The following is a 9,007-nucleotide window of genomic DNA, read 5'->3' as shown; positions in this document are numbered from 1 at the left end:
AGCGCTTCAAAGCGCGGCTCAACAAAAGGCCCAGCGGCCAAATCCATTGCAGCCAACTTTTGCAACAAAATCGGCCACTAGCGGTCCTCGACTGGCCGCGCTCCGTAGGTCAGCTACGGACCAATCGCGTCGATTTGGCGCTGCGACGGGGCGCTCAACGCAGGAACGTCCTCGTAGCTGCCAAGTTAAGCCGCTAAAATCACCTGTGAGGGAGACAAAGTCATGGCCCGCGCAACAGCCCACCCGGATCATCACTGCATCTCGAGCGAAGACATTCAGGGAACCGAGGTGTATGGAGCAGATGGAAAGAATATCGGTGAGATTGATCACCTCATCATCGACAAGGTGTCAGGCCGCGTAGCTTACGCAGTCATGAGCTTCGGCGGATTTGTTGGCTTGGGTCACAGCCACTACCCCATTCCATGGAGCGCTCTGACGTATGATACGTCGATTGAGGGCTTCCGAACCAATATCACAGAGCAACAGCTCAGGGATGCGCCGGAGTTCAGCGATGACTCCTGGCAGGATCGAGATTGGGAAAGGCGAACCCACCGGTATTATGGGACACCCACTTACTGGGAAGGGCGAGGTGGCCTATAACGCCAGACGACGCGCCGGAATTTTCCAATCGTGAGTGTCAGCTGAATTGATCGGCGACCCTCGTTAGATGCTGTCGGATCGATCTTCCGACCAATACTAGCATTGAGCTTCGCTGGAAACCGTCCAGCGAAGTTCAGGCAGTTTTGATTGATGAGCCTTGCAGCGAACGACGCCTGCCGCCCCGCATCGGAGGCGGAGGATGTCGCTCATTGGTTTTGCTCAGCTTCTCTCTAGAGTCAGCAATGGGTTCAAGCGGCGCCCAGCGGGCATTACCGTGAAGGTCCGCTGCGGACCAATTACGGAAGTCCCAATTGGGCGCGGCGCTGGGCACTGATCGGGGCAGCGGTACCATTCCGTTTGATGATGCCGCGCTCCACGAAGTTTGCTCACCCGCTGGACGCCTCGCCTACGCCGTCCGCAACACCGGCGCCGGCGGCTGCGACGGCCGGATCAGCGCAAACGCAACCTGGATGATGCCGCCGGCCAGCCCCAGCGCGACGCCGATGCGCCAGGCCATCGTGTACGAGCCGAGCGCGTCGTAGAGCACCCCTCCCCCATACGCGCCGAGAAAGCTGCCGATCTGGTGGCTCATGAAGGCGAGGCCCTGGATCATCGCCTGCCAGCGGAGGCCGAACATTTCGGCGACGGCGCCCGCGACCAGCGGTCCCACCCCCATCCACAGGAAGCCCATGATCGCGCCGAACAGCAAGGTCGAGGCCGGCGTCGCCGGCAGCATGAAGTACCAGGCCAGCGCGAGTGAGCGGAAGATGTAGATTCCGCCGAGCAGCGCGAGCTTGTTCCAGCGCTGGCCGGCCCAGCCGAAGAACAGCGAGCCGAGCACGTTGAAGCCGCCGATCATGCCGAGCGTCTGCGCGCTCAGCATCGGATCGAGGCCGCAGATCGCGAGATAGGACGGCAGATGCGTCGTGAGGAACACGAGCTGCATGCCGCAGACGAGATAGGCGCAGGTCATGACCACGAACGACGCGTTGCCGAACGCGGTCTTCGCCGCGATCAGGGCCGTGGCATCGACGATCTCATCAGTCGCGGGCTTCGGCAGCGGGACCGCGTCGACGCGCCCGGCATACCAGGCCGCCGGGATCATCAGCACCGACATCACCACGAAGCCGGCGAGCCCGACGCGCCAGCCAAAGCCCTCGTTGAGCATCTGCCCGATCGGCGCCGACAGCAGCGCGCCGAGCGAGCCCGCACCGGAGACGATGCCGAGCACGGTGGAGCGCACCGTTGCGGGCACCGCGCGCGCCGCCACCGACATCGCGATCGCCGCCGCGGTGCAGGCCAGCGAGGTGCCGATCAGCACGCCGGCGCCGATCATGATGGCGACGAGACCGTTCGCGGTTGCCATCAGCACCAAGCCCGCGATGTACATGAAGGAGCCAGCGATCATGATAGGACGGAAGCCGTAGCGCGTGGTCATCGCGCCGGCGAGCGGCTGGAGAAAGCCCCAGGCGAGGTTCTGCACGGCCAGCGCCAGCGTGAAATCGGAGATCGACAGATGGATGTCGTGGGTCAGCGGCTGCATGAAGATGCCGAGGCTCTGCCGCAGCCCCATGCTCAGCGTCAGCATGATCGAGGCGCCGATCAGGATGGGCAATGTCGGGCGCAGGATCTGCAACAGGGGCATTTTTGTCTCCCTCGTGGGCGCGGCGCGCGCGCCGTCGTCTGCAATATCGATTGATTTTGGTTACACAGACCTGTGTACTTAGGCTATGAATAGGGTGCACTGTCAAGCGAACAGGACATTCACCGCCGCATGGCTCCCCCGCCCGCCCCACAGACGATGAAAGAGCGGATCCTCGAGACCGCCGACAAGCTGTTCTATCTGCAGGGCATTCGCGCCATCGGCGTCGACACCATCGCGGCCGAGATCGGTATCTCCAAGCGCACGCTCTACAACCACTTCCCCTCCAAGGACGCGCTGATCGCCGCCTATCTGGAGCGCCGCTTCGTGCAGCCCCGCCCCTCCGACAAGCCCCCGGCCGAGCAGATCCTCGCCACCTTCGATTCGCTGGAGCGCCGCTTCGCCGCAAAAGATTTTCGCGGCTGCCCATTCGTGAATGCCGTCGCCGAACTTGGCCCAGCGGACCGCGCCGTAAAGAAGATTGCCATCGCCTTCAAGGAAAGCCGCCGCACCTGGTTTCGCGATCGCCTCAATGAGCTCGGCGTTGCGAACGCGGAGGCACTCGCAACGCAGCTTGTGCTGCTGGTCGACGGCTCGATCGCGCAGGACCTCGTCCGCGACGACCCCGCAATGGCCCGCGCCGCGAAGGAAGCGGCGACGGTGCTGCTGCGGAATGCGGGGGTGACGGTGGGAGATCAGACTACGGTGAAGCGAGGCAAGCGGCCGGCCCGGCATCCCTGAAGCAGCTGCAACATCAGAACCCGCCGCTCGCCGCAAGAAGTCCGGATCGGAAAGCACGCACCGCAAGGTCCGTTTGCCGTGCTTCACCCTTCGATCTCTTGAAGCGAGTGGACTGAGAGGAACCATCGTCATTTCGGCGTAGTTGATCTTCTTTACACCGGAGAAGGTCATGAATCGAAAATCGCTTCTTCTTACAGCCGCACTGTCCTTCGCTGTTGCCGCTCCCGTCTTCGCACAAGGCGGCGGCGGAGGTGGTGGCGGCGGAGGCGCGGGTGGCGCAGCTGCGAGCGGCGGCGCGTCCGGATCATCCGCCAGCTCAGGCGCAGGCACTGGCACGTCTGGCGCCGCCAATGGAGGCCACTCGGCGCCATCCGGCATGGGCACAAACGGAACCTCAACCGGCGCTCACACCAACAACTCTCCAACCAACCCGAACGTTCAGCCCCCGACGCCGAACGGGAATACCGCGAGCACACCGACCACCACCGGCGCGGGCAACACCGCGTCAGGATCGACACAGGCGGGCACGCCAAAAGGGACCGACAGGTCCGGTATCACGTCCACCAACGGCGCCAACAGCGACAACAAGAACCAGATGAGCCCCGCGGAGCAGGCAAGAACGGGGATCAAGACGCTTCCACAGGATCAAACTCCAGGAGCCGTCAGTGCGCCGGGTGTTGGCGTCGGTCATGCGGCGAACGGCTTGCCGATCGGTACGCCCGGTTCAGGGACCAGCAACGTCGATCAGAAGTGACCCGGACTTTCTCCATCTCCACAGGGCCCGCTACGGCGGGCCCTTTCTGTGACGTCCTGAAGGGAGTGGACGAGGCCTAGGGCTGCGAGGGCGAGACATGGAGTAAACTTGGCATCAGGCGGCCCTGCCGATACACTGGTTTTTTTTGGGGCGTGCCCATGATTAGATTTTCGTCGTTGCTGCCAATTTCATTTCTGATCATCTGCACCCCGGCCTGGGCCGACGAGATGAAGATCCAATTCACGTTTGGACCTCCGCGGCCCTGCACCACCGTCTTTCGCAATCCCGAAATCAAGATGAAGAGTGTTCCGCCCGGCACGCGCACGATCGTCGTCAAGTTTCGCAGAGAGAAGAACTACGAGATGGGGGGCCAGGAGATCCCATTTCCTTCAGACAACATCGTGAAGCCGGAGAGCTTGCGAACCTGGGGCCCCTGCAATTCCGGCCTGTACACTTATGAGGTCATCGCGAAGTCCAGCACGGGCGCGGCCCTGGCCAAGGCAGAATGGTCGGAGCCCTATCCTCCCTGACCTGAAGGGTGGACGCCCGCTTGTTCGCCGTGGCGTGCCGGATTCCTCGCTAGCGGGATGACAGCAGAGTTTGTGGATGTTGGATGCTAGCAGGATGCTCCTGTTTTGCCCGACGAGTCAAACGGCAATGCTGTGCGCATCAGCCGTTTTGCAGCCGACGTAAGCCATTGATCCGACTAGTGTCGGCTCCTGTGCATGGGGTTGTTGTCGCGTTTTTTTACGCGGGCGTGTGCCAGCGGCCTCACGCCGCGTGCGACACCACGCGATTGCGGCCGTCGTGCTTGGCGCGGTAGAGCGCGGTATCGGCGCGCTTGAGCACGTCGCCAACCGCCTCGCCCTTCTGCTCCAGCGTGGTCAGGCCGATCGAGATCGTGACCTCGATGCGCTTGGTGCCCTTGTGGATCGCAAAGGGCTCGCCGGCGATCGAGCGGCGCAGGCGCTCGGCGACCATGCCCGCGACGTGGAGATCGGTCTCCGGCATCACGATGACGAATTCCTCGCCGCCGTAGCGACAGGCAAGGTCGATGCCGCGGATCGACTTGCGCACCCGCACGGCGAATTCGCGCAGCACGTCGTCGCCGGCGTCGTGGCCGTAATTGTCGTTGATCGACTTGAAGTAGTCGATGTCCAGAATCATCAGCGCCAGCGGCTTGCCGCGCGTTGCGGCCTGCTCGGCCAGCGTCGCGAGATGGCTCTCCATGTAGCGCCGATTGTGCAGCCCCGTGAGCGCGTCGGTGATCGCCATCTCGATCGAATTCTGCACGTTGTCGCGCAAATGGTCGGTGTAGCGGCGACGGCGGATCTGGGTGCGGGCGCGCGCCAGCAGCTCGATCTTGTCGATGGGACGCAGCAGATAGTCGTTGACGCCGATCTCGAGCCCGCGCAGCAGCCGCGTCGCGTTCTCGGGGTCGGCGATCGCCAGGATCGGCACATGCCGCGTGCGCTCCAGCGAGCGCGCCTGGCTGCACAGCCGCAGGCCGTCGAAATTGTTGAGGTCGAGCGAGACGATCAGCAGATCGTAATTGCCCTCGGCGGCGTGGAACAGCGCCTCCGTCGGGTTCGGCTCGACGTCGATGGTGTGCTCGGCGGCAAGGATCGTCGCCAGCCGTTCATAGGAGGACTGTCGGTCGTCGACCAGCAGGATACGGCCGCCCTTGCCGGTGTCGGAGATCGCACTGCGCTCGGGCGCCTGCATGCCGATCTCGAGCGAGGTGATGGCGCGCATGCGCAGCTCGTCCGTCATCATCTTCAGCCGGGTCAGCGAGCGCACCCGCGCGATCAGCACGACATCGGAGACGGGTTTTGTCAGGAAATCGTCGGCGCCCGCTTCCAGCCCGCGGTTGCGGTCGGACGGGCTGTCGAGCGCGGTGACCATCACGACGGGAATGTGATGCGTGGCCGGATCGGTCTTGAGGCGGCGGCAGACCTCGAAACCGTCCATGTCCGGCATCATGACGTCGAGCAGGATGATGTCGCATTCGGCGCGGGCGCAGATCGCCAGCGCCTCGGTGCCGTTCGCGGCGGTCATCACGTCGAAATATTCGGCGGACAGGCGGGCTTCGAGCAGCTTGACGTTGGCAGGGACGTCATCGACGACGAGAATACGCGCGGACACTGTGAACTCACTTCCTATCCGATGAAACGTCGGACCGTCTCAATGAATTTGCCGACCGAGATCGGCTTGGACAAATAGGCCTCGCAGCCGCCCTCGCGGATGCGCTCTTCGTCGCCCTTCATCGCGAACGCCGTGACGGCGACGACGGGAATGCTGCGCAGCTCCGGATCGTCCTTGATCCAGCGCGTCACCTCCAGGCCCGAGACCTGCGGCAATTGGATATCCATCAGCACGAGGTCGGGCCGCATCTTGCGAACGAGGTCGAGCGCCTCGTAGCCGTTGCTGGTGCCGGTGGTCTGGTAGCCGTGCGCCTCCAACAGGTCGCGGAAGAGCTTCATGTTGAGCTCGTTGTCTTCCACGATGAGGACGGTCTTAGCCATCCCGCCCTCCTGATTGGTCCGCAGACCGATGCATGTGACGCCTCAGGCGCCGGTCGCCGGCGCTTCGAAAACTGGATTCAAACTAGCCTCGAATTCGCTTGAGTTTCGTTAAACCCGAGGGCCGACTTTCTGCGATGTGGTTTCCAGTTGCTTGTCGGGGGTCGCAAGACTTGGGTAAGAGACTGGGCAAGAGACTTGGAAACGAGACTCGGGCATGGTGGCCCCAAAGTAGACACCGAAAGTTAACGGAAAGGCAAACCGGCCACGTGAAAAAGCCTGTTCACAACCCGCGCGAAGTCGCTGAAATCGTTGCGCTTCAGGCGCTGTCTTTCGTCGCGGGCGAACCCGAGCGGCTGGGCCTGTTCCTGGCCGAGACAGGGGTCGGCCCGGAGATGCTGCGCAATGCCGCCTCGGACCCCAATTTCCTGCTGAGCGTGCTCGATTTCGTGATGCGCGACGACGCCACCGTGAAGGCTTTTGCCAGCACGGCGGAACTGCATCCGACCAACGTTGCCGCAGCGCGGCAGGTTCTCGGCGACGCGCTCGGCGACCCCAATTGGGAGCGCGACGTGCCGTGACCTCCTTGGAGACGGCCGGGCCCCGCTGCTTCTGCCGGGATTGTTCGGCCGATCTGGATATGGGCGTGCGGCGCTGTTCCGCCTGCGGTTCCCCCCGCCTCGCCCGCCACCGCGCGCTCGCAAGCCTGACCATCGCCCATATCGACTGCGACGCCTTCTACGCGACCGTCGAGAAGCGCGACAATCCCGACATCGCCGACAAGCCCGTGATCATCGGCGGGGGCAAGCGCGGCGTGGTGTCGGCCGCCTGCTACATCGCCCGCACCTACGGCGTGCGGTCGGCCATGCCGATGTACAAGGCGTTGGAAGCCTGCCCGCATGCCGCCGTGATCCCGCCGAACATGGCGAAATATGTCCGGGTCGGGCGCGAGGTGCGCCAGGCCATGCAAGCGCTGACGCCGCTGGTCGAGCCGCTTTCGATCGACGAGGCGTTCCTGGATCTCTCCGGCACCGAGCGGGTGCACGGCATGATCCCGGCCAAGGTGCTGGCGCGGTTCGCACGCAACATCGAGCGCGACATCGGCATCAGCGTCTCGGTCGGCCTCTCCTGCAACAAGTTCCTGGCGAAGATCGCCTCCGACCTGGACAAGCCGCGCGGGTTTGCTGCGCTCGACCAGGAGGAAGCGCGCCTGATGCTGGCGGAGAAGCCGGTCGGTTTCATTTTCGGCGTTGGACCCGCGACGCAGGAGCGTCTGGTGCAACGCGGCTTCCGCATCATCGCGGACCTGCAGAAGGCCGACGAGATCGAGGTGATGCGGCAGTTTCCGAGTGACGGCCGCAGGCTGTGGCGACTCGCGCGCGGCATCGACGACCGCCGCGTCGAGCCCGATCGGGGCGCCAAGACGATTTCGAGCGAGACGACGTTCGAGACCGACATCCGGGACTTCGCGACGCTGGAGAAGATTTTGTGGCGGCTGTGCGAAAAGACGTCGTCTCGCCTTAAGAGCAGCGAGCTCGCCGGCCTGACCGTCACGTTGAAGCTGAAGACCGCCGATTTCCGCCAGCGCACCCGCTCGCAGTCGATCACGGCCCCGACGCAGCTTGCCGCGAAGATCTTCTTGATCTGCCGCGAGATGCTGGCGAAAGAGATCGACGGCACCGCCTTCCGCCTGATGGGCGCCGGCGTCAGCGCCCTGCGCGAGGGTTCAGTCGCCGACGACACCGACATGCTCGACCGCCGCGCCGCCCATGCCGAGCGCGCGGTGGACAGCTTGCGCAAGAAATTCGGCAGCGCCGCAGTGATCCGCGGCATCGCGTATGAGGGGCCGGAAAAGGCGCAGGAGTGATGACAGGCGAACGCGACCTCCACGCACTGCTGAGACACATGAAGCCGGAGATGCGGCCGGGCATCTTCGTGTTCTGCACGATCCCGACGAACGAGCCAGTTCCCGCAGCGCTCAGTCCACTGCTGACGTTTTGCGAGCAGGAAGGAACGACGCTGGTGCTCCTGCGCGAAGAGGCCGAAGCGGCAGGACTACGCCACGCATTTGCATCGTGCCTGATCACCCTGACGGTTCACTCCGCACTCGATGCGGTCGGCTTCCTGGCGGCGATCACGGCACGTCTCGCCGCAGCCGGCATCAGCGTGAACGCCGTTTCGGCGTTCCACCACGATCATTTGTTTGTGCCGGCAGACAGGGCTGACGACGCGATGGTTCTTCTGCGAGAGATGTCCAACGCAACACACTTGTAGCGAAAGATCTCAATCCGCGACAGCCACCGCCTCGATCTCGATCATCCATTCCGGCGCGGCGAGCGCCGAGACGCCGACCAGCGTGCTCGCCGGCGGCTCCATGCCTTCGAAGAAGGCCGAGCGGGCCTTGCCGATGATCGGGCGCAGCTCCGGCTTGTAGTTCACGACGAAGGTCGTGATCTTCACGATATTGGCGTAGCTCGCGCCGGCTGCTTTCAGCGCGTGCCCGAGATTCTGCATCACCTGCGTGGTCTGCGCGGCGATGTCGCCCTCGCCGACGATCCGCCCCTCCTCATCCACCGACACCTGGCCGGAGATGTAAATCGTCCGCGCCCCCGTGGCGGTGACGACATGCGAATAGGCGGGATTGTGATGCAGGCCGCTGGGACGGAGATGATCGAGCTTGGGCATGACGAGCCTCCCGGATGTTTGTGGTTGGGAGGAGCGTAGCCAGAGACCGCGTTGCAGGCCAGC

11 protein-coding genes are annotated in these 9,007 nt (G+C 63.8%); 6 read left to right on the top strand and 5 right to left on the bottom strand.

What is annotated here, in order from left to right:
- Positions 1-222 precede the first annotated feature (222 nt).
- Complete coding sequence (locus AC0L3B_RS28485) at positions 223-600, top strand: PRC-barrel domain-containing protein (protein ID WP_473381464.1); 378 nt, start codon at positions 223-225, stop codon at positions 598-600.
- A gap of 406 nt (positions 601-1,006) precedes the next feature.
- Here the strand turns inward: AC0L3B_RS28485 and AC0L3B_RS28480 are convergent, their stop codons facing one another.
- A complete protein-coding gene (locus AC0L3B_RS28480; RefSeq protein WP_085384427.1) occupies positions 1,007-2,245 on the bottom strand; it encodes an MFS transporter in 1,239 nt (412 codons plus the stop codon).
- Between the two features lie 129 nt (positions 2,246-2,374).
- Between AC0L3B_RS28480 and AC0L3B_RS28475 the strand changes: the two genes are divergently transcribed.
- A complete protein-coding gene (locus AC0L3B_RS28475) occupies positions 2,375-2,983 on the top strand; it encodes a TetR/AcrR family transcriptional regulator (RefSeq protein ID WP_085384428.1) in 609 nt (202 codons plus the stop codon).
- A 438-nt stretch (positions 2,984-3,421) separates the two neighbouring features.
- Here AC0L3B_RS28475 and AC0L3B_RS28470 read toward each other — a convergent pair whose 3' ends face one another.
- Positions 3,422-3,613, bottom strand: a complete 192-nt coding sequence (locus tag AC0L3B_RS28470) for a hypothetical protein (RefSeq protein WP_085386298.1) — start codon at positions 3,611-3,613, stop codon at positions 3,422-3,424.
- A gap of 282 nt (positions 3,614-3,895) precedes the next feature.
- Between AC0L3B_RS28470 and AC0L3B_RS28465 the strand changes: the two genes are divergently transcribed.
- The gene (locus AC0L3B_RS28465) at positions 3,896-4,267 is read left to right on the top strand and encodes a hypothetical protein (RefSeq protein ID WP_473381463.1); all 372 of its coding nucleotides are present in this window, start codon (positions 3,896-3,898) and stop codon (positions 4,265-4,267) included.
- A gap of 241 nt (positions 4,268-4,508) precedes the next feature.
- Here AC0L3B_RS28465 and AC0L3B_RS28460 read toward each other — a convergent pair whose 3' ends face one another.
- Together AC0L3B_RS28460 and AC0L3B_RS28455 are read right to left on the bottom strand one after the other, a co-directional pair.
- A complete protein-coding gene (locus tag AC0L3B_RS28460) occupies positions 4,509-5,882 on the bottom strand; it encodes a PleD family two-component system response regulator (protein WP_018455158.1) in 1,374 nt (457 codons plus the stop codon).
- 14 nt (positions 5,883-5,896) lie between these two features.
- On the bottom strand, positions 5,897-6,262 hold the full coding sequence (locus AC0L3B_RS28455) for a response regulator (RefSeq protein ID WP_007603272.1): 366 nt from the start codon (positions 6,260-6,262) through the stop codon (positions 5,897-5,899).
- Between the two features lie 266 nt (positions 6,263-6,528).
- Here AC0L3B_RS28455 and AC0L3B_RS28450 point away from each other — a divergent pair, with 266 nt between their 5' ends.
- From AC0L3B_RS28450 to AC0L3B_RS28440, 3 genes are read left to right on the top strand one after another with little or no spacing between them, the layout of a single operon-like run.
- Positions 6,529-6,840 (top strand): DUF3572 domain-containing protein, encoded by a 312-nt coding sequence (locus tag AC0L3B_RS28450; protein WP_027518410.1) that lies wholly within the window; start codon positions 6,529-6,531, stop codon positions 6,838-6,840.
- Complete coding sequence (locus AC0L3B_RS28445) at positions 6,837-8,126, top strand: DNA polymerase IV (RefSeq protein ID WP_473381462.1); 1,290 nt, start codon at positions 6,837-6,839, stop codon at positions 8,124-8,126. The genes AC0L3B_RS28450 and AC0L3B_RS28445 overlap by 4 nt, the downstream gene beginning before the upstream one ends.
- Positions 8,126-8,533: an ACT domain-containing protein gene (locus AC0L3B_RS28440; RefSeq protein WP_085351383.1), complete on the top strand. Its 408-nt coding sequence runs from the start codon at positions 8,126-8,128 to the stop codon at positions 8,531-8,533. Before AC0L3B_RS28445 ends, AC0L3B_RS28440 begins: the two co-directional genes overlap by 1 nt.
- Positions 8,534-8,542: 9 nt before the next feature.
- Here the strand turns inward: AC0L3B_RS28440 and AC0L3B_RS28435 are convergent, their stop codons facing one another.
- Positions 8,543-8,944 carry a RidA family protein gene (locus tag AC0L3B_RS28435; RefSeq protein WP_085351382.1) on the bottom strand — a complete coding sequence of 134 codons (402 nt, stop codon included), beginning with the start codon at positions 8,942-8,944 and terminating at the stop codon, positions 8,543-8,545.
- Positions 8,945-9,007: the final 63 nt, after the last annotated feature.

Source organism: Bradyrhizobium sp. Kon56 (assembly GCF_055807635.1).
Note: the sequence above shows the minus strand (reverse complement) of the source record. Positions and strands in the feature narration are given on the sequence as shown.

Excerpts from the sequence above, each read along its gene's own strand:
- AC0L3B_RS28485 (WP_473381464.1), top strand. The coding sequence starts at position 223 with ATGGCCCGCGCAACAGCCCACCCGGATCATCACTGCATCTCGAGCGAA.
- AC0L3B_RS28480 (WP_085384427.1), bottom strand. The coding sequence starts at position 2,245 with ATGCCCCTGTTGCAGATCCTGCGCCCGACATTGCCCATCCTGATCGGC.
- AC0L3B_RS28475 (WP_085384428.1), top strand. The coding sequence starts at position 2,375 with ATGGCTCCCCCGCCCGCCCCACAGACGATGAAAGAGCGGATCCTCGAG.
- AC0L3B_RS28465 (WP_473381463.1), top strand. The coding sequence starts at position 3,896 with ATGATTAGATTTTCGTCGTTGCTGCCAATTTCATTTCTGATCATCTGC.
- AC0L3B_RS28455 (WP_007603272.1), bottom strand. The coding sequence starts at position 6,262 with ATGGCTAAGACCGTCCTCATCGTGGAAGACAACGAGCTCAACATGAAG.
- AC0L3B_RS28440 (WP_085351383.1), top strand. The coding sequence starts at position 8,126 with ATGACAGGCGAACGCGACCTCCACGCACTGCTGAGACACATGAAGCCG.
- AC0L3B_RS28435 (WP_085351382.1), bottom strand. The coding sequence starts at position 8,944 with ATGCCCAAGCTCGATCATCTCCGTCCCAGCGGCCTGCATCACAATCCC.